The following is a 20,787-nucleotide window of genomic DNA, read 5'->3' on the forward strand; positions in this document are numbered from 1 at the left end:
GCGGTGCCCCCCCGCTCATGAGCGCGCCCCCTTCCGAAACCGAACAGGCCCTGAGGGCCGAGGTCGAACGTCTGCGGCTGCGCTTGCGCGACGCGGGCCTGGATGACGGCGCCGACGCGCGCGTGAAGCACGAACAGCTGCGGCTGGCGCAGGAGGCGGGCGGCATTGGCGTGTTCACGTTGGACATCGCCACCAACCTGATGACGGTGACGCCGGAGTTCTGCCGGCTGTACGGCGTGCCCATCACGGAGACGCTGCCCGCGACGGACATCGAGGCGCTGGCGCTGGAGGAGGACCGGCGCCATGTGTCCAACGCGCGCACCCGTGCCGCGGGGCAGGTCACGCCGTCGGTGGAGTACCGCGTCCGCAAGCGGGACACCGGCGAGGTGCGGTGGATCCACCGGCGCGCGTCGCTGGTGTACGACGCGGCCGGCAAGCCGGTGCAGCTCGTTGGCATCGCCCAGGACGTCACCGAGCGCCACCTGGCCGACGACGCGCTGCGCGCGGCGAACGAGCGCGTGCAGCTGGCGCTGAACGCCGAGGCGATGATTGGCACCTGGGTGTGGGACGTGCCCGGCAACCGCGTCGTCGCGGACGAGCGCTTCGCGCACTCCTTCTCGCTGGATCCGATGCAGGCGCGCGAAGGACTGCCCCTTGAGCAGTTCGTGGCGGCCATCCACCCGGAGGACCGGCCCGGGGTGGAGGCCGTCATCGCCCGCGTGCTGAAGGCGGGCGGGGCGTACCGCGCCGAGTACCGCGTGCGCCGCGCCGACGGCGTCTACCGGTGGGTGGAGGCCAGCGGCCACTGCCACCTCTCCGCGCAGGGCAGGCCGCTGCGCTTTCCCGGCGTGCTGGTGGACATCGACGCGCGCAAGCACGCGGAGCTGCGGCAGGCGGCGCTGCTGGACATGGCGGACCGGCTGCGCGAGGCCACGTCCCCGGACGCCGCCGCGCAGCTGGCCATGGAGGTGGTGGGGCGGCTGCTGGGCGTGCCGCGCGCGGGCTACGGCACGGTGGACGCGGCGCACGCGCTGGTGCTGATGCACCCGAACTGGGTGGAGTCACCGGACGTGGGGCGCGTGGAGGGGGTGCACCGCTTCCACGACTACGGCGTGTTCCTGGAGGACCTGCTCAAGGGCCAGGTGGTGGCCATCCCGGACGTGCGGGAGGACCCGCGCACGGCGCCGCAGGCGGCCACGCTGGAGCAGGTGGGCATCCGGGCGCTGTTCAACATCCCCCTCCTGGAGCACGGCCGGTTCGTGGCGGTGCTGTTCCTGCACGACGTGCAGCCGCGCGTGTGGACGGACGAGGAGATCGAGCTGTGCCGCAACGTGGCCGACCGCGTGTGGGCGACGCTGTCCCGGCTCAAGGCGCTGGCGGACCTGAAGAAGGCCAACGAGACGCTGGAGGAGCGCGTGGAGCAGCGCACGCGGGAGCGCGACCGCGTGTGGAACGTGTCCCAGGACCTGCTGGTGGTGGGGAGCCTGGCGGAGGGGAGGTTCCTCAGCGTCAACCCGGCCTGGACGCGGATGCTGGGGTGGACGGAGGAAGAGCTGCTGGGCCGCACGTCGGAGTGGCTGGAGCGCCCGGAGGACTACGCGCGCACGCGCGCCGAGGTGCACAGCCTGGAGGGAGGAAATCCCACGCTGAGCTTCGAGAGCGCCTACCGCTGCAAGAACGGCGGCTACCGGCGCATCTCCTGGACGGCGGTGCCGGTGCCGGAGGACGGCGTGCTGTACGCCAGCGGGCGCGACGTCACGGCGCAGCGGCAGACGGAGGACCAGCTGCGGCAGGCGCAGAAGATGGAGGCGGTGGGCAAGCTCACGGGCGGCGTGGCGCACGACTTCAACAACCTGCTCCAGGTGGTGGGCGGCAATCTCCAGTTGCTCCAGCGCGACCTCGCGGGCAACGAGCGGGGGTTGAGCCGGGTGCGCTCGGCGCTGAGCGCGGTGGAGCGCGGGGCGCGGTTGTCGGGGCAGTTGCTGGCGTTCTCGCGGCGGCAGCCGCTGGAGCCGCGCTCCTTGAGCCTGGGCCGGCTGCTGCGGGGAATGGATGACCTGTTGCGCCGCGCGCTGGGCGAGGACGTGGAGCTGGAGACGGTCATCGGCGGCGGGCTGTGGAACACGCTGGCGGATCCGCACCAGCTGGAGAACGTCATCCTCAACCTGGCCATCAACGCGCGCGACGCGATGGGAGGCGCCGGGAGGCTGACGCTGGAGCTGAGCAACGCGTCGCTGGACGACCACTACGCGCAAGCCCACCCGGAGGTGCTGGCGGGGTCGTACGTGCTGCTGGCGGTGTCCGACACGGGCGGGGGCATGACGCCGGAGGTGATGGAGCGCGCGTTCGAGCCCTTCTTCACCACGAAGCCGGAGGGCCGGGGCACGGGCCTGGGGCTGAGCATGGTGTACGGCTTCGTGAAGCAGTCCGGCGGCCACGTGAAGCTCTACAGCGAGCTGGGGCACGGCACGACGGTGAAGGTGTACCTGCCGCGCTCCTTCCAGCCGGAGACCCCGGTGACGGAGGTGGTGGCGGGGCCGGTGGAGGGCGGGAAGGAGACCATCCTCGCGGTGGAGGACGACGCGGAGGTCCGCGCCACGGTGGTGGAGCTGCTGATGGAGCTGGGCTACCGCGTGCTGCGCGCGGTGGACGGGCAGAGCGCGCTGTCCATCCTGAAGAGCGGCGTGGCGGTGGACCTGCTCTTCACGGACGTGGTGATGCCGGGACCGGTGCGCAGCCCGGAGCTGGCGCGGCAGGCGAAGGCGCTGCAGCCGGACATCGAGGTGCTCTTCACGTCCGGCTACACGGATAACGCCATCGTGCACGGCGGCCGGTTGGACCCCGGCGTGAACCTCTTGTCCAAGCCGTACCGGCGCGAGGACCTGGCGCGCAAGGTGCGCGCGCTGCTGGACCAGCGGCAGCAGCGGCTGGCGACGCCGAAGCTCCAGTGGCCGGAGGCACCGCGCGCCGCGGAGGCTTCCGCGACGCAGGAGGCCGCGCGGCGGATGCACGTGCTGCTGGTGGAGGACGACGAGGACATCCGCGCGTCCGCCAGTGAGCTCTTGGGGTTGCTGGGCCACGCGGTGATGCCGGTGGCGAGCGCGGAGGAGGCGCGGGTGGCGCTGGTGGCGGAGCGCTTCGACGTGCTGTTCACCGACGTCACGCTGCCGGGCATGTCCGGCGTGGACCTGGCGCGCGAGGTGGCGCTGCGCAAGCCCGCCATGCGCATCATCATCGCGTCCGGCCACGGCCGTTCGGCCCTGGACGGGGATCCGCGGCAGTGGTTGGGCGTGGTGGTGCTGCCCAAGCCCTACGCACTGCCGCAGATCCAACAGGCCCTGGCCCAGGTGGCCGCGACGGCCCGCTGAAGGCTCAGCCGCGCTGGCGCTCCAGGAAGGCCAGCAGGCCTTCCGTGTTGCGGCGTTCGTGGTCGTCCAGGGATGGCAGGTACTCGCGGACCTCCGCGAGCATGGACTCCGCGGCGGGCAGATCCGAGGGGGAGACCTTGAACGCCCACTGCCAGTACTCCGCGGCCGTGTAGGAGTACATCCGGGTGTCCAGCGGGTGCTTCAGGTAGGCGCGCAGGGCGCCTCGCACGACTCGCGGGGTCTGCCCCCAATGCGCGGCGCAGAAGAAAGCAGTCTTGGCGATGTAGCGATGAAGCGAGGCTGACGGCACCCGTCCTTCATGGCGCCGCCCCACCTGCTTGAGGCCAGCGCGGAACCGAGCCCAGTCCTTGGGCGCGAGGACGGTCACGTCCGATACCTCGTCGCCGAAGGCACGCCAGGCCGGATCCCGAAAAGGCGGGTCCGGGAACGCGTTCTTCATTTTCGTGGGCATGGCAGCGCCTTCCCGTTCCAGGTGTAGATGGCGTCAGGCCAGAACCCGTTCGCCATGCAATAGGACCGGCAAGAGTCACAAAGGCTCTCTCCCTTCACGCGTCCGGATTCGCTGTCTCCGCCCATATCGACACAGCGAATGTAGTCCTGGGTGCAGGACTCCCTGACCTGTTCCTTCTTCTCCAGTTCCTTATCCGTCCCGGGAGGAGGCAACGGGTTCGGTTTCCGGGGCCGGGGCGGTGACACGGTCTCAAGCTGCTCGCACGCCGCCGCCGAGCCCTCCTTGCACTGGCAATCCAGTGTGCTGACACAGCCCGGCCCGGGCCCAGGGCCCAGGGATTGACGGAACTGCCGCGGGCCGCCTGCGCAGCCCGCGAGCGCTCCACACAACACCACGGCGACGCTTAATCGCATACCTGCTCGGTCGCGTGCGTGCTGGCGCGGGGGCTCCAGCCCTCGTTGCCGTCCTTCTCGAAGAAGAACTTCGCGCGCGTGCGCTGCCGCGTGCCCACTTCGTTGAGCGTGTTCGCGTCGTACAGCCGTCCGTTCACCATCGTGTAGCGCACCGTGCGGCTGTTGGAGATCTTCTCCAGCGGGTTGCTGTCCAGCACCACCAGGTCCGCCAGCTTCCCCACCTCCAGCGAGCCCAGGTCCTTGTCCATGCCCAGGTGCCGCGCGCCATTCAGCGTGCCCGCGCGCAGCGCCTGCATGGGCGTCATGCCGCCCTGGACGAACATCGCCAGCTCCCAGTGCGCCGCCAGGCCTTCACGCTGACCGTGCGCGCCCAGCTGCACGCTCACGCCCAGGTCGCTCAGCTCCTTCGCCGCGCGGGCCACGTTCTGGTGGTTGAACTCCTCGTCCGGAATCATCACGCGGCGCCGCGAGCGCCCGTCCACCACGCGCCGGGGCACGAAGGACAACAGGCGCGTGTCCTCCCAGACGTTCGTCTTCTGGTACCAGTAGTTCTCCCCCATGAGCCCGCCGTAGGCCACGCCCAGCGTCGGCGTGTAGTCCACCTGCGTGCCCTTCCACAGCTGGCGCACGTCGTCGTAGATGCGCGCCACCGGCAGCGAGTGCTCCAGGCTCGTGTGCCCGTCCACCACCATGGTCAGGTTGTGCTGGAGCAGCGAGCCGCCCTCGGGCACCACCAGCATGTCCAGTTCGCGCGCCGCCTGGAGGATCTTCTGCCGCTGGTCGCGCCGGGGCTGGTTGTAGCTCTTCACGCTGAAGGCCCCCAGCGCCTTCATCCGCCGCAGGTGCCGGCGCGCGTCGTCCAGCGTGTCGATTTCCACGTGCGCGTCCGCGCTCGCCGCGCCGTACAGGATGGTGCCCGTGGAGAAGATGCGCGGCGACGTGAGCATCCCCGCCTTGCCCAGCTCGCTGGCGGCGAAGATGGTCTCCGAGTGGTTGGACGGGTCGTGCAGCGTCGTCACGCCGAACGCCAGCGACGCCGCCTGCACCCAGCTCTGCTCCGGCATCAGCCCGTCCACGCCCATGGCCCCGTGCCAGTGCACGTCCACCAGGCCCGGCATCAGCGTCTTGCCCTTCACGTCCACCACCTTCGCGGACGCGGGCACGTTCACCTTCCCCACCGGGCCCAGCGCCACGATGCGGTTGCCCTGCACCACCACCACGCCCTCCTCCACCACCTGCTCGCCCTTCATCGTGATGATGCGCCCGCCCACCAGCGCCAGCGTCCCCTCCGGCACGTCCGACTTCGAGGAGAACGCCACGTCCACCCCGTCCGCCTCCGGCGGCGGCAGCGTCTTGGGCGAGCCGTCCATGAACGTGAACGCGTCCTTCAGCGCCCGCGTGTAGAGCTTGGGCCCCAGCGCCCAGTGCAGCGACAGCCGCGCGTCCGTGCCGGACCAGTGCAGGTATTCCCCCGCGTCACGGCTCACCTGCGTCACCGGCATCGCCTTGGTGCCCGGCCCCACGCGCGCCTCCTTCGCGCCGCGCACGAAGGGCGTCACGTACGCGTTGAAGTCCTCGCGGAAGGCCACCCACCTGTCATCCGGGGACACACGCATCTCCAGCGCGCCGCCGCTGGTCAGGTGCGTGCGCGGCTCGCCGCCGTCCAGCCCGATGCTGCGCAGCGTGCGCACGTCCTCCACGTCCTTGGACTCCACGTGCAGGAAGTACACGCGGTCCGGCTTCGCGCCGAAGTGCGGCTGTTCGCCGTCGCGCGTGAGCTTGCGCGCCACGCCCCCGCCAGTGGACGGCACCACGAACAGGCCCGTCTCCCGGCTCCACGTGCCCGGCATCAGGTAGCCGTCGCCCGTCGTCCGGTACACCACCCACTTGCCGTCCGGGCTCATCGCGGGCTCCACGTAGAAGCCCGGCTGCGCCGTCACCACGCGGCCCTCGCCGCCCGTGGCTGGCACCACGCGCACCGCGCCCAGCGCGTCGTCGTCCCACGTCGTGTAGACGATGGAGCGCCCGTCCCGTGAGAACGACGGATAGAACTCCAGGTGTGCGTTCTGCCGCGTCAGCCGCCGGGGCTGCCCCGACGGCAGCTCCTTCACGTACAGCTTGCCCAGCGCCTGGTACACCAGCCTCTTGCCATCCGGTGACACCTGCATCCAGCGCAGCATCTTCACGTCGAAGCGGTCCGGCGCCACGGGCCGGGGGCCCTTCACCGCCGCGAACACCGTGCGCGTGCCCTTCACGTGGAAGGGGATGGGCGTCACCTGCTTCGTCGCCACGTCGATGCGGTGCAGCGTCCCGCCCGCCCAGAACACCAGCGACCTGCTGTTCGGCGTCCACGCCATCACCGGGGACACGCCGTGGATGGCCCACGTCTCCTGCATGTCCCGGTCGAGCCCGTCATACAGCGGCCGCTCCGCGCCGGACTTCACGTCCGCCACGTACAGCACGCTCTTGCCGCGCACGCGCCGCACGAACGCCAGCTGCTTGCCGTCCGGTGACGGCGTGGGCCGGATGGAGCCACCGGGGCCGGTGACGAAGGGCTCCACCTCCTTCGTCTCCAGGTCCAGCCGCTGGATGACGTAGAGTTCCTTGTTGGGGTCCTTGTCGTACTCGAAGGACTTCCCCGGCGTGATGTCCTGGCTGAAGTAGACGGAGCGGCCGTCCGGTGAGAACGCGGGCTCACCCAGGTCCTTCTGGTCGTTGGCGCGCTCGGTGAGCTTCACGCCCTCGCCGCCCGCGCGGTGGTACATCCACACCTCGCCCGCGCCCAGCGAGCGCCGGCCGGTGAAGTGCTTGCGCGCCACCAGGAACTGCCCGTCCGGGCTCCACGCCGGGCTGTTGAGCAGGCGGAACTTCTCCTGCGTCACCGCGCGCGGGTTCCTGCCGTCGCGGTCCATCACCCAGACGTTGTCGCCGCCGCCCCGGTCGCTGGTGAACGCGATGGACCTCCCGTCCGGGCTGTAGCGCGGCTGCATGTCCCACGAAGCGCCGGACGTCAGCGCGCGCGCCTCGCCGCCCGCGATGGGCAGCGCGTAGATGTCACCCAGCAGGTCGAAGACGATTTCATCCCCGCGCGGGCTCACGTCCACGTTCAGCCACGTGCCCTCGCGCACGTCGATGGGCACCTGCTTGCTGGCCACGCCCCGGGGCGCGTCCACCTTCCACTCGTCCTTCTTCGCGTCGGGGGCTTCCGGCGTGGCGACGGGGGCCAGGGTGCCGCCGTCGCCCTCGCTCGCCCGGGCGGCCTCACGCGCGGTGTCCTTGGGCGCGGGCGGCTTGGGCGGTTCCTGTGGAGGCGCTTCCCTCTGCCCCGGCGGTGCGGGTACGGGCGCACCGGCGGGCTTGGGCAGGGGCTGCGCAGCCAGGAGCAGGCCCGGGACGAGCAGCGCGAAGCAGAGGGACGAGAGGGGTCGGTTCACCGGAAGTGTCCTCGGGGAAAGACGCAAAGGCGCGGCATCCTGCCAGGATGCGCGGGCTCGCAGTGCGCCGTGAACTCGCGGACGGGCAGGCGTGTTCCTGGGCGCGGCGTGCCGCGGTGCGTTCCCCTGGCGCGGTCCGGATCTGCTACTGCATCCAGCCCATGTCGGACTTCAGTCTTCCCACGGACCCGGAGGCGCGGCGCGAGCAGCTCTCCGTGCTGTTCACCGAGGCAGTGCCCCACAACCACGCGCTGAAGCTGCGGCTGGACGCGGTGGAGGCCACGGCCGCGACGGTGGTGATGCCGTACGCGGACGTGCTCGTCGGCAACCCGGAGACGGGGGTGGTGGCGGGCGGCGCGGTGACGACGCTCATCGACGCGGCGAGCGGCGCGGCGGTGATGGCGGCGCTGAACGCGTTCGCGGCCATCGTCACGCTGGATTTGCGCATCGACTACCTGCGCCCCGCGCGCCCGGGCCTGCCGCTGACCGCGCGGGCCGAGTGCTACAAGGTCACCCGCATGGTCGCCTTCGTGCGCGCGCTGGTGCACCAGGGCGACCCGGCGACGCCGGTGGCCTCTTCACAGGGCACCTTCATGCGGGTGGAGAGCTGATGAGCACGCCTTCGCTTCCCCTCGCGGACCTGGTGCGCCAGGTGCGCCAGTCGCGCGAGTACCACCGCCTCACCGACGCCATCCCCTACACGCGCTTCATGGGCATTGGCGTGGAGAACCTGGCCGGCGAGATGCTCTGCCGCATGCGCTACGCGCCGCACCTGATTGGCAACAGCATCCTGCCCGCGCTGCACGGCGGCACGCTGGGGGCGCTGCTGGAGTCGAGCGCCATCTTCGAGCTGCTGCTCCAGACGGACACCGAGCGCGTGCCCAAGGTCATCTCCACCACGGTGGACTTCCTGCGCTCGGGCAAGGCGCAGGACACGTTCGCCAAGGCGTTCATCACGCGGCAGGGACGGCGCGTGGCCAACGTGCGCGTGGAGGCCTGGCAGGATGACCGCACGCGGCCCATCGCCAGCTCGCACGCCCTGTTCCTGCTGTCGGAGCCGTGAGCCCTCGAGGGCAGGGATGCGGCCTCCAGGTGACACCCGTCATCCGGAGCTGCCCCCCTGTCCCATGCGTGCGTATCCGACTTCTCCTGAGAGTTCAGGGAATCCTCGGACTGGCATTGTTACAGCGCGGTTCCCCATTTCTACAGGGTCCGTGAGGGGTCCTTCAGTGGACAGCGTGCACGGGGACACGGTGGTCTGCCTTTGGGTCCGCCGGGTGGATGACAGGGATTCCGGCCCACGGTCGCGGTGGGGGCGAGGCAGTGAACGCGAGCGCACGTCACGGGAGCGCGGCACGTCGCCTGCTAGCTCAGGGGAGCGACACCGACGCGGAGACCCCCATGAGCGAGCGCGAGTCGATGAAGTTGCGGGAGTTGAAGGAAGCCGCCCATGCGCTGTACCAGCGGGGGAGGTTCGCGCAGTGCGCGGAGACGTACGCGCAGCTCGCGAAGCGGCTGCCCCGGGACGCGAATGTGCGCATCCGGCTGGCGTCGGCCTGTCGCCGCGCGGGTCAGCAGGAGCAGGCCATCGCCGCGTACCGTGAAGCCGCCCGGGTGCTGGTGTCACTGGGTTGCGAGTCCCGCGCGAGGGGCGCGCTGAAGGTCGCGCTGGAGTTGGATCCGCGAAACGCGACGCTGCAGCAGGAGCTGGCGCGGATGGGTCAGGGCGCGGTGACGCCGACGGCGGAGGACGAGGAGCTCTACCGCTTCGACCGGCTGCCACCGCCGACGCCGCCGCCCGCGCGGATGCGCAGCGTGCCGCCGTCCATCACGCCGGTGTCCGGCCGTGGAACTCCGGCCGTGACGCCGCTGCCGAAGGTCATCGTGGCGATGGCCGACTTCGCGACGCCCACGCCGAATGGGAACACGCCGCCGTCCATCACGCCCGTGGTGCTGAACAAGCCGGCGCTCAAGGTGCAGCCCGCGCTGCCGCGAAGCCCTGCGAGCGATCCGATGCCGGAGCGGCCCACGGTGAAGGTCCTCGCGCTGCGAAACCGCGAGCCCGAATCCCAGCCCACGCCGCCTCCGCCCGCGCCGGTGATGCCCTTCCGTCCAGAGATGCGCCGCCTGGCGCCGAACGTGATGGCCCTGCGTGTGTCGCCGCAGGCGCGCTGGGTCATCATCCGCTCGGAGAGCGAGCTGGAGGTGAGCCGTTCGGAGTCACTGCCTGACGAGTTCGCCACCTCGCATTGAGGCGAGTGATGCAGGGACAAGGCCTTCGCAGCCAGCCTTCTTCGTGGTTGAGCCGGTTCTTTGATGCGGCTCAGAAGGGAGTCTGGTGATGACCCTGGAGAAGCTGGTTGAACAGGTCGCGAAGCACGTCGCCGCCCAGACCGATGCCATCTGGCAAGGCGATTCCAGGACCGGAAACAAGCACGCCAGGAAGTACGGGGCCGCGATCGATCAACTCCTGGCCCATGGCGACCCCGGACGGGATGCGCTCCTCGTGCTGCTCAAGCATGAGCGCATGGACGTGCGGGTGATGGCCGCCGCGCACCTGCTGCGCTACCGGACGGCGGAAGCCAGGGCCGTCCTGGAGGAAGCCGCCCGGGGCCAGGGGCTTGTTCCCTTCGAAGCCTCGGAAGCCTTGAAGCGGTGGGACGAAGGCACCTGGTCCCTGGACCCGGGATAGCTCCGGCCTACATGGACACGGACTTGGCCGGGTCGATGAGGCTCTGGAGCGGGTTCGTCGCCTCCGCGGTCTCCTGCTCCACGTCCGGCTCGTAGGCGCGGACCTGCGCCTCGCAGTGATTGCTCTTCCGGTTCTGGTGGCAGTGCCGGATGCCGTACACGTGGTGGCACCCGCATGGATCCACGCGCTTCTTGGCGCACAGCGATGGATTGAACACCGGCGCCGCGGTCATCTCCACCGGCCCCGCCTGCAACGACATCGCCAGCACCATCCCCGTCAAAAACCCCATCGCCCACCCCCTTGATGCACGCTGCAGAAATGGGAATGCCGATCGGGCTCCGCAACCCCCAGGCTTGTCTGATTGCCACTCCGTGCACTCCCGGCCGTTCCCTCCGTCCACCGCCCCGGGTTTTCCCCTGGCGCACGCCAGGCAAGCAGCCAATCGTGTGTCCGGAAAGCGGCACCGTCAGGGATGAGGGAGGGCTTCGTCCCTGCCGCGGGTTCACTCACCTGGGGGATTCACCATGAGCTGGAAGCAACACCTGGAAAAGGTCTCCGAGGGCCACTACGTCCTGCCGCGCACCAAGACCATGCGCGTGCACGCCGACCTGTTCCTCTCCGACAAGCTCCTCTGGGGCGAAGAGGGCAACCCGGAAGCCCCCGCGCTCGAGGACGCCGTCTTCGATCAGGTCGTCAACGCCGCCACCTTCCCCGGCGTCACCCGCGTCGCCGTCACGCCCGACTGTCACGTGGGCTACGGCGTCCCCATTGGCACCATCGTGGAGACGGACGGCACCCTGCTGCCCACCGCCGCCGGCTACGACATCGGCTGCGGCATGGTCCAGCTGCAGACCTCCCTCACCGTGGAGGACGTCGCCGACCCCGCGAAGCGCCGCCAGTGGATCAACGAGGTCACTGAGCGCATCGCCGTGGGCGTGGGCGCCACCCGGGCGCGCAAGCAGCGCAAGGTGAGCGACCCCACCCTCAAGGAGGTGCTGCGCCACGGCGCCAAGGCCCTGGGCCGCAGCCGCTCCGTCACCGAGCGCGACTTCATCCCCGTGGAGGACACCGGCGTGTCCATCCCCGAGCGCGCCTTCGACAAGCGCGGGCAGCTGGGCAGCCTGGGCGGCGGCAACCACTTCACCGAGATGCAGGTGGATGAGACGGGCCGCGTCTGGGTGATGCTCCACACCGGAAGCCGGGGCTTCGGCTGGAACATCGCCAAGCACTTCTTCGTGGCGGGCGCCGCGCAGCTGGGCCTCAAGAGCCGCAGCGAGGACTTCGTCTGGCTGGACGCGGACAGCCCGCTGGGCCGCAGCTACTGGAACCTGCACAACATGGCGGCCAACTTCGCCGTGGCCAACCGGCTGCTCATCGGCGAGGCCGTGTGCGGGGCGCTCGAGGACGTGTTCGGCGGCACCGCGAGCATCTACTACGAGATCAGCCACAACCTCATCCAGCGCGAGGGCGGCAAGTTCGTGGCTCGAAAGGGCGCCACGCGGGCCTTCCCCGCCGGCCACCCGGCCCTCAAGGGGACGACGTGGGAGTCCACCGGACATCCCATCCTCATCCCGGGCTCCATGGAGACGGGCAGCGCCATCCTGTTCGCGGAAGCAGGGGCGGAGAAGTCCATCTACTCGGTGAACCACGGCTCCGGCCGGCGGCTGTCCCGTGCCGCGGCGCGCCGGCAGCTCCAGCAGGAGGAGACGGACCGGCGCATGGCGGAGGCCGGCATCCTGCTCAACACCCGCACCACGCCGCTGGACGAGTCCGGGCCCTGCTACAAGAACCTGGACGACGTGCTGGAGACGGTGGAGCAGGCGGGACTCGCCCGGGTGGCGCACCGCCTCAAGCCGGTGGCCTGCATCAAGGGCGCGGACTGACGAGGGGGCTCGTGGGGGAGGCCGGGCGGCGCTAGAGTGGGCGCCAGCCTGGAGCCCCACCCATGCCCCCGTCCCCCACTCCCTCCCGGGAAGCCGAGCTGGCTCGCGCCGAAGCCGACATGGCGAAGCTGGAAGCGCAGCTCGCTGAACAGGTGGCTCGCGCCACCGCCGACGCGGCCGCGTTGTCCGAGCGGCTGAACCGCACCCGGCAGGCCCTGGCCCGGCCGGAGCATGCCGGAGACTCGCGCCTGTCCCAGTGGGCCATGCGCCTGGAGGACACCGAGTCCCCCGAGCCGTCCCCGGAGCTGGCACGCCTGCGCGAGAAGGCCCTGGACGCGCGCGAGGCCGCGCTGGACACGCGCCGCCAGGCCGGGCTGGACCTCCAGTCCGCGCTGCGCGTGCAGCAGGAGGACGCCGCGCTCGTGGAGAAGGCGCTGACGTCCGCCGAGTCCGACCTGAAGCGCGTGGAGGCCGCGGCGAAGGCCCGCGCGGAGGCCGAGGAGAAGGCCCGGCGCGCGGCGGAGGCGGAGACCCAGAAGGTCGTCCCGCCCGCGGCCCTGCGTCCCTCCGGGGCGAAGGTCTCCGAGGAGTCGCCGACCCGCGCGGAGCGGCCCCCGGCACGCGCCGCCGTGGCCCTCACGCCGGCGAAGAGCGACGGGCGCAAGGCGGGCCGGGTGCGGATGCACACGGCCATCGACACGCGCAGTGATTCCAACTTCTTCACCGGCTTCTCCATGGACATCAGCGAGGGCGGCATCTTCATCGCCACGGTGGAGGCGGTGCCGCGCGGCACGCCGGTGGAGCTGGACTTCACGCTGCCGGGAGGCCGGCCGCTGACGGTGAACGGCGTGGTGCGCTGGGCGCGCGACGGCAACGACCGCACGCCGGACCTGATGCCGGGCGTGGGCGTGCAGTTCACCACGCTGCCGCCGGAGGTGGCGCACGCCATCTCGTCGTTCGTGGCGACGCGGGACCCGATGTTCTACCCGGACTGAGGGGCCCAGGGGCGCAGGGGGATGAGCAGCCCCGCGTCCTGGAGGCGCGCCTGGACGTCCGCGGCCAGGGCGACGTGAGCCGGGTTGGAGACGGTGAACTTCTCCGGCGTGAGGGTGATGAGCGTGCCCCGGTTGGGAATGTGCTCCACCTGGACGGGCGCGGGCAGAGGGGGCACGGGGCCTCGGGAGTCGGCGAGGTAGGTGACCCAGCCGACGAAGGTGTCCAGGCTGGGACGTGTTTCTAGCCCTTGGAGACGGGCCTTCAGCGCATGCGAGGTCGCGATGCCGAACTCGGGCTCCCACGCCAAGGCCATGGCCCGTACCACGCCAGTGAGTACCGGAGCGGTCAGTACGCGTTCTGCGACCTGGCCCGTGCTGAGCGCATTGAGGGCACAGACAGAGGCCATGCGTGAAGAGGCGCCCCCACAGTTGCCATTGATGCCCGAGGTTTCCTCCTCGTTCTCACCCGCCCAGAGGGGAAAGCTCGAGAAGTCACGGAATCGATTGCTCTTCTTGCTCAGGAGTTTCGTGAGCGTGGCGACGTTCACGGGGACCTGACGCTGGCGGGCCTTCTCGAAAGTTGCTGCCGCTTCATGCCAGCGGTTCCACGTCGGTTCGAGAGGCTCCATCCGCCGAAGGAAATCCTCCAGACGCTGGGCGCAAGCCTCGACGGGCTCAGGTCGAGCCAGCCAGTAGCAGCCTGCGTAGTACGTCTCAATCATGGCCTCAGCGTCTCCTCAACGGACGGGATCAATGTGTACAACCTCAATGATGATCTTCTGCTCGTTGAAGGTTGCTCGAAGCAGGTCGGCGAATCGCTTCTCGGCGACAATCCAACGAATGTGTCTTCCATCTGCCATGCTGACCTGGCGCATGGCTTGAGCGATCGTCTTGATGAAGCCTTTATAGAACTGCTTGACCGTCATGTTGTCGGTGATGAACTTCGCGTAGCCCGGGCCCTTGGCTTCCAGCAGCACGTTCTCCACGGGGTCGTAGCCGTCGAAGTCCACGACGGTGTCCCCCTCTTGTAGCCGGTACGCGGAGCCCTTCGGTGCTTCCGTCACCTGGGCCTGATAGTCGCGGGCCCGGTCGGACATCGACTCGTTCACCTGCACCCACTTGCCTGGACCTCCTGACGGTGGAAGCCCCATCGTGGCCATGGTCACCGCCGTGGACGCGAGCGTGACCTCCACCACTTCACCCGCCACCACCACCGCGCTCACATCCAACACCTGCGCCGGGCCCAGCCGCACGGCACCCGGGAAGCGCGGCATCAAAGAGAGCGCGGAGGACAACCCCATCGTCACGCCGTGACTCACCGCCACTGTGACCGCGAGCACGAAGACGCGTGCCACCTCCGGCCCCAGGGCCTTTGCGAAGACCTCCGCCGCCTCCTCCAGCTCCTGGAACGTCGTCGCCCGGTCCGTGGCGTCCTTCAGCACCCCGCACGCCCGCACCACCGCGAGGAACGACTGCACGCCCACGTATGCCAGGAACACAGCGGCAATCACCGCCGCGGCCTTGGTGAACAGCGGCTCCGGTGCCGCGGCCAGCACCACCCAGGACGCAATCGCTCCCGAGACCACGGACACGAAGAACTCCGGGTTCAACGTGTCCTGCAACGCGGTCCCGATGCTCGCGCGCAGGGGCTCTAGCGACATGCCCACCGCGAGCGTCAGCCGGTCCAGCTCGCCGAAGCCCGCCCCGTCCTCCAGCAAGGACAGGCAGTCCCCCGGAGCCTCATGCGCCCGGCACCACCGTCCGTACCGGTCGCGCAGCATGAACCCGAGGCTCCGGTCCAGCTCCGCCCCCTGCTTCGCGGCCGCGCGCACCACCCTCGGTGAGCGCACCGTCAGCGGCACCTCCAACACCAGCCGCGTCAGCGCCTCCTCGAACTCCCGCGCGCTGACCGGAACCCTTCGGTCCCACGTCACCGGCTCATGGACCCGCGTCCCCCGCTCCGCGCGCAGCCGCACCGTGGGCCCGCTGGCGCAGCCCGTGAGCAGCACGACCAGCAGTCCCCACACGGTCATCCGGCTCCGCCCCTGTAACACTCGCGACACTCCTCGACAGGCGCCTTCTCCAGCCCCTTCCATCAATGCTATGCATATCCCAGCAATTCAATCTTAGTTTGAACATCACGACTTCACTGGGAGCACATCTTGAAGCCTTCTTCCCTCCTCGCGGCCCTGGCCCTGGCCGGCGTGCTGTCCGCCTGCGGTCCTGCCGAGGCGCCTGAACCCCAGCACCTGGGCAGCACCACGGCGGCGCTGGACTGCGCCGCGCTCAGCAAGCCCGTGTATCACCGGGTGCGTCCGTCCACGGGCGACAGCCTCCTCACGCTCAACGCGAACGAGGCCGCCAACGCGGCCACCACCTACGGCTACACCGATGACCGGGGCACGCCCTTCAAGGCCGCGAGCTCCTCCGGCACCGGCCTGTCCCCCGTCTACCGGCTCTACAGCCCCAGCCGGGGTGAACACATCGTCACCATCGACGCCACCGAGCGCTCGAACCTCATCGCCTCCGGCTTCACCACCGACGAGGGCGTGGGCTTCTATGCGTCCAAGACGGCGGACACGTGCCTGGTGCCCGTCTACCGCTTCGACAACCCGGGCCTGAAGAAACACCGTCACGCCGTCACCCAGGCGGAGCGCGACGCGCTCACCGCCGCGGGCTGGACCAACGAAGGCATCAAGTTCTACGCCGCGCCCACCACCGTGGACACGAAGTTCACCTTCGTCGTCATCCCCGACACGCAGCAGGAGACGGTCTACGCCCCCACCCGGCTCACCCAGCGCATGCAGTGGATCGCCGACAACAAGACGGCCCAGGACATCCGCTTCGTGATGCACACCGGCGACCTGCTGGACTGGGACACGCCCGACCACCTCTACTACCAGCGCGCCAGTGATTCCTACCAGGTGCTCGATAACGCCCAGATTCCCTACGCCATCGCCCTGGGCAACCACGACACGGCGGCCGTGTGCCAGGGCGGCAGCGCGTGCCCCGGCAACGTCAACGCCAACCTGCGCAACACCACCACCTTCAACGCCTACTTCCCGCTGTCCCGCTTCAAGGCCCTGGGCGGCGTGTTCGAGTCCGGCAAGTGCGACAACGCCTACCACACGTTCAACGCGGGCGGCCTGAACTGGCTGGTGTTGAACCTGGAGCTGTGGGCCCGCACGGACGCCGTGAACTGGGCGAAGACCGTGCTGGCCCAGTTTCCCAAGCACAACGTCATCATCATCACCCACTCGCACCTGAACGGCAGCGGCGGCATCGAGCAGTCGAACGGCGGCTACGGCAACAACAGCCCCCAGTACGTGTTCGACAACCTCATCAAGCAGTACGCCAACGTGCGCTTCGTCTTCTCCGGTCACGTGGGCAACGCCGCCTACCGCACCGACACCGGCGTGAACGGCAACACCATCTACCAGATGCTCAACACGTTCCATGACGGCACCACCAACCCGACGCGCCTCGTGGAGGTGGACACCGCCGCCAACACCATCACCACGCGCGTCTACGCACCGCTGACGAACACGGAGCGGGCGGACGGCACCAGGGCGTACAGCAACGTGAACTGGGTGCGCTGAGCCGGGACATCAGACATCCGCCAGGTGACTGCCTGCAGGCAACCGTCTCCGGCGGTCAACACACAGCCCCGCCGGGCGGACCTGCCGCCTGGCGGGGCAATCCCTATCTTACCGGCGCCTTCCGTCGGATACCGGACCGGCCCTCGTGGCAGGGGGTGAAACACAGGCCCTGGCTCTGTCAGAAAGCAAGACAACCCATGAGGGGGTGGGACGCGTCCCCCCTGAAGGAGTCCCTGCCGCATGAGCACGATTCTCCGGACCCCACCCCTCTCCGGCGGCCGTCCGCCCCGCTGGGATTCCCGCCGCCGCGCTCCCTCCGGCCCGGCGCCCGTCGCCGCGCCCGTGGAGAAGGTGAACCTGGCCCGCGCCTCCACCGACCTGCCTGCGCCTGGCATTGTCCGTCCCGTGGGCATGCTCCATGGCCAGCCCGTGCACCTGGTGCGGCTGACGGGCACCGGCCCCTGGTGCCGGCACTCCACGGGAGATGCGTTGTTCTTCGTCACCCGGGGCACCCTGCGGGTCGAGCTGCGCGAGCGCACCGTGGACCTGGAGGAGGGCGAGCTGCTCATCGTCCCCCGGGGCGTCGAGCACCGTCCCGTCGCGGAAGCGGAGGCGCTGGTGCTGATGTCGGCCCCGCCGCTCGATGGGGAGGCGGCCGGGCAGTCTCCCGCCCCCTGAGCGGCGTCCCACGCCCCCCGGGCGGGCGAGCCCCCGTCCCGTCCGCGCGCGGCGATTCCTCCCATGGGGTGCACGGCGCACTTTTGCCCTGAACGAATGCAAGGGAGCGGGAGCCGCCATGCGCATCCACCACCTGAACTGCACCACGATGTGCCCGCCCGGCCGGCGGCTCATGGACGGACGGCGCGGTTTCGTCGGCCCGGCGGCGCTCACCTGCCACTGTCTGGCGTTGGAGACGCCGCGCGGCCTGGTGCTGGTGGACACCGGCTTCGGCCTCAATGACGTGTACGCGCCGCGCGTGCGGCTCAATGGCCTGTTCCGGGACGTGCTCTGCCGCCCCGCCCTGGCGGAGGAGTCCACCGCCGTCCGCCAGCTGGAGCGCATGGGCTTCCAGGCCAGCGACGTGCGCGACATCATCCTCACGCACCTGGACTTCGACCATGCGGGCGGCCTGGATGACTTCCCCCACGCGCGCGTGCACGTGCTGGCGGAGGAGTACCGCGTGGCCACCGCGCAGAAGTCCTGGCTGGACCGCGCGCGCTTCCGCCCGCAGCAGTGGTCCAAGGAGACGCGCTGGGAGACCTACGTCCCCTACCGGGGCGAGGGCTGGTTCGGCTTCGACTGCGTGCGCGAGCTGACCGGGCTGCCGCCGGAAATCCTGCTGGTGCCGCTGGTGGGCCACACGCTGGGACACGCGGGCGTGGCCATCGACACCGGGGACGGGTGGATGCTGCACGCGGGCGACGCGTACTTCTATCACGGGGAGATGGACCTGGACCGCTACCGGTGCACCGCCGGGCTGCGCGCCTACCAGAAGCTGATGCAGAAGGACGGGTGGATGCGCTGGTACAACATGCGCCGGCTGCGGGAGCTGGTGCAGCGCCACGGCGACCAGGTGACGGTGTTCTGCGCCCACGACTCGCTGGAGTTCGAGCGGCTGGAGGAGCGCGAGAAGCTGCCCGAGGACTTCCCCATCCAGCCCGGGCTCGTCGCCCCCGTGCCGTCGCTGCACCTCTAGAAAAGTCACTGGGAGAGCGGCTGCGGCTCCGTCACTCGCGGCTCCTCCACCTGCCGGGGCATGCGCGGCAGGTCCACCGTGAAGGTGGCGCCGCACCCCGGTGCGCTCTCCACGTGGATGACGCCGCCGTGCGCCTCCACCAGCTGGCGCGCGATGTAGAGCCCCAGCCCGTAGCCGGCCTGCGTCCTCGCGGCGCGCTCCCGCTCGAAGCGCTCGAAGACGCGGCGCTGGGCCTCCTGCGGGATGCCCACGCCCTCGTCGCGCACCCGCAGCCGCGAGTGCTCCCCGTCCAGCGCCGACACCGACACCGTCACCGGGTGGCCCCGGCCGAACTTCAGCGCGTTGGACAACAGGTTCGTCACCACCCGGTCCAGGCGGACGCGGTCCCACTGCCCCACCTGCCCGTCCTCCACCTCCAACTTCAAATCACAGCCCGCCTCCGCGGCGGCCTCCGCGAAGCGCTCCACCACCTCGCGCGCCAGCTCCCCCAAATCCATGGGCGCCGCGTCCAGCAGCCGCTTGCCGGACGACAGCCGGGACAGGTCCAGCAGGTTGTGGAGCAATTGCCCCAGCCGCTGCGCCTGCCCGCGCGCCGCCACCAATCCCTGACGCACGTCCTGGTCGCGGCCGGCCGCCTGCGCGCGCTGCACCTTGCTGAGCAGCAACTGCAACGCATGCAAGGGATTGCCCAGGTCGTGCGCGGTGACGGCGATGAGGTCCACCGCCTCGCGCGCCTCGCGCAAGAGCCGCGTGTTCTCCAGGGCCAGCGCCGCGCGGCCGGCCAGCTCCTCCACCAGCACCTGGTCCGCCTGCGTGAAGCGGCGGTGGCCCCGCGCCGTCAGCAGGACGAAGGCGCCCAGCGTCTCGCTGCCCGCGCGCAGGGGCACCACCATCGACGAGCCGATGGCGACGCGCTCGATGAGCACCCGGTGCTCTTCCGTCTCCGCGGAGGCCGCCAGGTCGCCCGTCTCCACCTCCACGTCCATCCGCGAGCGCCCGGTGCGCATCACCTCCCAGACGACCGGGGGCATGCCCGCGCGGGGCGGGAAGCGCCGCAGGGCCTCCCACAGGCTCGCCTCGCGCTCGGGCTGCACGTGCGTCACCGCCCGGGGCCGCAGCTCACCGGCGGGCGTGAGCAGGTAGAGGATGCAGCCGTCCGCCACCTCCGGCACCAGCAGCCGCGCCACCTCCGCCGCCGTCAGGTCGGGGTTCAGGGACTGGTGGAAGACGCGGCCGGCCTCCGCCAGCAGCTCCTGCATCCGCTCCGTGCGCCGCTGCTCGGTGATGTCGCGCGTCACCACGGTGAAGCCCTGGGGCTGGCCGTCCGCGTCGCGCAGCGCGGTGATGGACACCTCCGCCCAGAAGCGCGAGCCGTCCTTGCGCTGCCGCCAGCCCTCCGTGCGCAGCCGCTCCTCCTGGAGCGCCCGGGACAAATCCCGCTCCGGCCTGCCCGTCGCCGCGTCCTCGGACGTGTAGAAGATGGAGATGGGGCGGCCCAATATCTCCGCCTCGCTCCAGCCCTTGATGCGCTCGGCGCCCGGGTTCCAGCTGGCCACCCGGCCTCGCGTGTCCAGCAGCACCAGGGCGTAGTCGCGCACGCCCTCCACCAGCGCCTGGAAGCGGTGCGCGCTGGCCGCCGCCTCGCGCCGCAGCGGGTGCAGCCGGCGGTGGAGCACCCAAGCCAGCGCCGCCGCCACCGCCAGCCCCAGCAGCGAGGCGAGCAGCAGCAGCGCCGTCTCCCACCGGTCCACCCGCGCCGCGGACCGGTTCTCAATGGCCAGCCGCCCCTGCACCCGGCGCTCCAGCTGGGCCTGTGCCTCGCGCACGTGCCGGTGGGTGTGGGCCAGCCGCTCGCGCGCCCGCCCCTGCTCCTGGGGCGTGCCAGCGTTCACGAGCCAGCGCAGGGCCACCTCGTGCTCCTGCTCCGCGGCGCGGATCTCCCACACCAGGGCCTCGTCCTCGGGCGTGGTCAGCCGCGCGGCCAGGCGCTCCGCGGTGTTCAGGAAGCGCCGCCGCGCCTGCGCCGTGTCCCGGGAGAGCGACTGCCCGCCCGCCAGCAGCGCGCTGTTGGCCAGGGACACCTTGTCGCTGAAGGCCCGCCCCAGAAGCCCCACCTCCTGCAGGTCCACGGAGCGCTCCATCACCCGCGACTGCACGGAGGCACGCGTCAGCAGGAGCGCTCCCACGGCCAGGAGCCTGTATCTTATACACATCTCCGAGCCCACGAGACGCTCA

General features: G+C 70.5%; 16 protein-coding genes. 10 read left to right on the forward strand and 6 right to left on the reverse strand.

Going from position 1 to position 20,787, the window contains the following annotated elements; all coding sequences use genetic code 11:
* Nucleotides 1–17 precede the first annotated feature (17 nt).
* Nucleotides 18–3,368: a hybrid sensor histidine kinase/response regulator gene (locus D7X96_RS34280; RefSeq protein ID WP_121771645.1), complete on the forward strand. Its 3,351-nt coding sequence runs from the start codon at nucleotides 18–20 to the stop codon at nucleotides 3,366–3,368.
* A gap of 4 nt (nucleotides 3,369–3,372) precedes the next feature.
* Here the strand turns inward: D7X96_RS34280 and D7X96_RS34285 are convergent, their stop codons facing one another.
* Both D7X96_RS34285 and D7X96_RS34290 read right to left on the reverse strand, forming a co-directional pair.
* Nucleotides 3,373–3,840, reverse strand: a complete 468-nt coding sequence (locus D7X96_RS34285; protein WP_147468466.1) for a hypothetical protein — start codon at nucleotides 3,838–3,840, stop codon at nucleotides 3,373–3,375.
* Between the two features lie 403 nt (nucleotides 3,841–4,243).
* Complete coding sequence (locus D7X96_RS34290; protein WP_121771647.1) at nucleotides 4,244–7,687, reverse strand: amidohydrolase family protein; 3,444 nt, start codon at nucleotides 7,685–7,687, stop codon at nucleotides 4,244–4,246.
* A 62-nt stretch (nucleotides 7,688–7,749) separates the two neighbouring features.
* Between D7X96_RS34290 and D7X96_RS34295 the strand changes: the two genes are divergently transcribed.
* The 4 genes from D7X96_RS34295 (at nucleotide 7,750) to D7X96_RS34310 (ending at nucleotide 10,379) form a co-directional block, all read left to right on the forward strand.
* Complete coding sequence (locus D7X96_RS34295; RefSeq protein WP_244219825.1) at nucleotides 7,750–8,298, forward strand: PaaI family thioesterase; 549 nt, start codon at nucleotides 7,750–7,752, stop codon at nucleotides 8,296–8,298.
* Nucleotides 8,298–8,750 carry a PaaI family thioesterase gene (locus D7X96_RS34300; protein WP_120548770.1) on the forward strand — a complete coding sequence of 151 codons (453 nt, stop codon included), beginning with the start codon at nucleotides 8,298–8,300 and terminating at the stop codon, nucleotides 8,748–8,750. The genes D7X96_RS34295 and D7X96_RS34300 overlap by 1 nt, the downstream gene beginning before the upstream one ends.
* Nucleotides 8,751–8,968: 218 nt before the next feature.
* Nucleotides 8,969–9,940, forward strand: coding sequence for a BTAD domain-containing putative transcriptional regulator (locus D7X96_RS34305; protein WP_121771648.1), 972 nt, complete (start codon nucleotides 8,969–8,971; stop codon nucleotides 9,938–9,940).
* Between the two features lie 88 nt (nucleotides 9,941–10,028).
* The gene (locus D7X96_RS34310; RefSeq protein ID WP_121724730.1) at nucleotides 10,029–10,379 is read left to right on the forward strand and encodes a DUF2019 domain-containing protein; all 351 of its coding nucleotides are present in this window, start codon (nucleotides 10,029–10,031) and stop codon (nucleotides 10,377–10,379) included.
* A 7-nt stretch (nucleotides 10,380–10,386) separates the two neighbouring features.
* Here D7X96_RS34310 and D7X96_RS34315 read toward each other — a convergent pair whose 3' ends face one another.
* Nucleotides 10,387–10,668, reverse strand: a complete 282-nt coding sequence (locus tag D7X96_RS34315) for a hypothetical protein (RefSeq protein WP_120548774.1) — start codon at nucleotides 10,666–10,668, stop codon at nucleotides 10,387–10,389.
* Between the two features lie 235 nt (nucleotides 10,669–10,903).
* Here D7X96_RS34315 and D7X96_RS34320 point away from each other — a divergent pair, with 235 nt between their 5' ends.
* Entirely contained in the window at nucleotides 10,904–12,262 is a 1,359-nt protein-coding gene (locus D7X96_RS34320; RefSeq protein ID WP_120548775.1) for an RtcB family protein, read from the forward strand.
* Nucleotides 12,263–12,324: 62 nt separating this feature from the next.
* Nucleotides 12,325–13,257, forward strand: coding sequence for a TIGR02266 family protein (locus D7X96_RS34325; protein ID WP_121771649.1), 933 nt, complete (start codon nucleotides 12,325–12,327; stop codon nucleotides 13,255–13,257).
* Here D7X96_RS34325 and D7X96_RS34330 read toward each other — a convergent pair.
* Both D7X96_RS34330 and sitA5 read right to left on the reverse strand, forming a co-directional pair.
* The gene (locus D7X96_RS34330) at nucleotides 13,245–13,979 is read right to left on the reverse strand and encodes an immunity 52 family protein (protein WP_121724900.1); all 735 of its coding nucleotides are present in this window, start codon (nucleotides 13,977–13,979) and stop codon (nucleotides 13,245–13,247) included. The two genes, D7X96_RS34325 and D7X96_RS34330, sit on opposite strands and share 13 nt — an antisense overlap.
* A gap of 15 nt (nucleotides 13,980–13,994) precedes the next feature.
* Entirely contained in the window at nucleotides 13,995–15,290 is a 1,296-nt protein-coding gene (gene sitA5, locus D7X96_RS34335; RefSeq protein WP_121771650.1) for a SitA5 family polymorphic toxin, read from the reverse strand.
* A 129-nt stretch (nucleotides 15,291–15,419) separates the two neighbouring features.
* On the opposite strand from sitA5, the gene D7X96_RS34340 reads away from it, so the two are divergent.
* From D7X96_RS34340 to D7X96_RS34350, 3 genes are all read left to right on the forward strand, one after another.
* A complete protein-coding gene (locus D7X96_RS34340; RefSeq protein ID WP_120552894.1) occupies nucleotides 15,420–16,856 on the forward strand; it encodes a metallophosphoesterase in 1,437 nt (478 codons plus the stop codon).
* A gap of 240 nt (nucleotides 16,857–17,096) precedes the next feature.
* Nucleotides 17,097–17,534 carry a cupin domain-containing protein gene (locus D7X96_RS41290; RefSeq protein ID WP_233610163.1) on the forward strand — a complete coding sequence of 146 codons (438 nt, stop codon included), beginning with the start codon at nucleotides 17,097–17,099 and terminating at the stop codon, nucleotides 17,532–17,534.
* A 118-nt stretch (nucleotides 17,535–17,652) separates the two neighbouring features.
* Nucleotides 17,653–18,552, forward strand: coding sequence for an MBL fold metallo-hydrolase (locus tag D7X96_RS34350; RefSeq protein WP_120552895.1), 900 nt, complete (start codon nucleotides 17,653–17,655; stop codon nucleotides 18,550–18,552).
* A 5-nt stretch (nucleotides 18,553–18,557) separates the two neighbouring features.
* Here the strand turns inward: D7X96_RS34350 and D7X96_RS34355 are convergent, their stop codons facing one another.
* Nucleotides 18,558–20,738: a sensor histidine kinase gene (locus D7X96_RS34355; RefSeq protein ID WP_244219826.1), complete on the reverse strand. Its 2,181-nt coding sequence runs from the start codon at nucleotides 20,736–20,738 to the stop codon at nucleotides 18,558–18,560.
* Nucleotides 20,739–20,787: the final 49 nt, after the last annotated feature.

Source organism: Corallococcus interemptor, from assembly GCF_003668875.1.
Taxonomy (GTDB): domain Bacteria; phylum Myxococcota; class Myxococcia; order Myxococcales; family Myxococcaceae; genus Corallococcus; species Corallococcus interemptor.

Excerpts from the sequence above, each read along its gene's own strand:
- sitA5 (WP_121771650.1), bottom strand. The coding sequence starts at position 15,290 with ATGACCGTGTGGGGACTGCTGGTCGTGCTGCTCACGGGCTGCGCCAGC.
- D7X96_RS34285 (WP_147468466.1), bottom strand. The coding sequence starts at position 3,840 with ATGCCCACGAAAATGAAGAACGCGTTCCCGGACCCGCCTTTTCGGGAT.
- D7X96_RS34300 (WP_120548770.1), top strand. The coding sequence starts at position 8,298 with ATGAGCACGCCTTCGCTTCCCCTCGCGGACCTGGTGCGCCAGGTGCGC.
- D7X96_RS34325 (WP_121771649.1), top strand. The coding sequence starts at position 12,325 with ATGCCCCCGTCCCCCACTCCCTCCCGGGAAGCCGAGCTGGCTCGCGCC.
- D7X96_RS34330 (WP_121724900.1), bottom strand. The coding sequence starts at position 13,979 with ATGATTGAGACGTACTACGCAGGCTGCTACTGGCTGGCTCGACCTGAG.
- D7X96_RS34305 (WP_121771648.1), top strand. The coding sequence starts at position 8,969 with ATGACAGGGATTCCGGCCCACGGTCGCGGTGGGGGCGAGGCAGTGAAC.
- D7X96_RS34310 (WP_121724730.1), top strand. The coding sequence starts at position 10,029 with ATGACCCTGGAGAAGCTGGTTGAACAGGTCGCGAAGCACGTCGCCGCC.
- D7X96_RS41290 (WP_233610163.1), top strand. The coding sequence starts at position 17,097 with ATGAGCACGATTCTCCGGACCCCACCCCTCTCCGGCGGCCGTCCGCCC.
- D7X96_RS34350 (WP_120552895.1), top strand. The coding sequence starts at position 17,653 with ATGCGCATCCACCACCTGAACTGCACCACGATGTGCCCGCCCGGCCGG.
- D7X96_RS34280 (WP_121771645.1), top strand. The coding sequence starts at position 18 with ATGAGCGCGCCCCCTTCCGAAACCGAACAGGCCCTGAGGGCCGAGGTC.
- D7X96_RS34320 (WP_120548775.1), top strand. The coding sequence starts at position 10,904 with ATGAGCTGGAAGCAACACCTGGAAAAGGTCTCCGAGGGCCACTACGTC.
- D7X96_RS34315 (WP_120548774.1), bottom strand. The coding sequence starts at position 10,668 with ATGGGGTTTTTGACGGGGATGGTGCTGGCGATGTCGTTGCAGGCGGGG.